This is a genomic window from Adlercreutzia sp. DFI.6.23, assembly GCF_024462535.1.
Taxonomy (GTDB): Bacteria; Actinomycetota; Coriobacteriia; order Coriobacteriales; family Eggerthellaceae; genus Adlercreutzia; species Adlercreutzia rubneri.
Genome location: NZ_JANGBP010000223.1, coordinates 1 through 390, shown reverse-complemented (window position 1 = coordinate 390; position 390 = coordinate 1). Strand labels below are relative to the sequence as shown.

Genomic DNA, 390 nt, shown 5'->3' with positions numbered 1-390 from the left:
CCTCTTCCGCTCGACGTTGTTGAGTAAGGCACGCAATCTGATTGACCTCCCTTTCGGCTGCCGAAACGTCATGTATGCGTATCGCTTGATGCGCCCTCTCTATGGCATCATCGATTTCGCCATCAAGCGGTAAGACGATCGAGCTATCGCCAAAACGAAGACCATCTGCGACCCTCATGGCAAAGTCTGAAAGCTCACCATTCTGGCAAGAAGCGCTCATCGCTCTCAAGCGCGCAACCCGCTGATCCATTGATCGTACGGTAGCTTTGAGCGAAGTATTTGAGACCCTAAAGAATTTCAGGGCGTAACGCACCGCCACTACGAGCACGGAGAAGACAATGATTCCAATCATGGTCGCTAACAGCGTGATGGCAGCGCTCATGATTGGAA

Annotated in this window: 1 protein-coding gene; it reads right to left on the bottom strand. The window is 52.1% G+C overall.

Annotated elements, in window-relative coordinates; all coding sequences use genetic code 11:
- Positions 1-390: hypothetical protein (locus tag NE591_RS13105; protein ID WP_256156846.1), on the bottom strand; the 390-nt coding region annotated here is incomplete at both ends.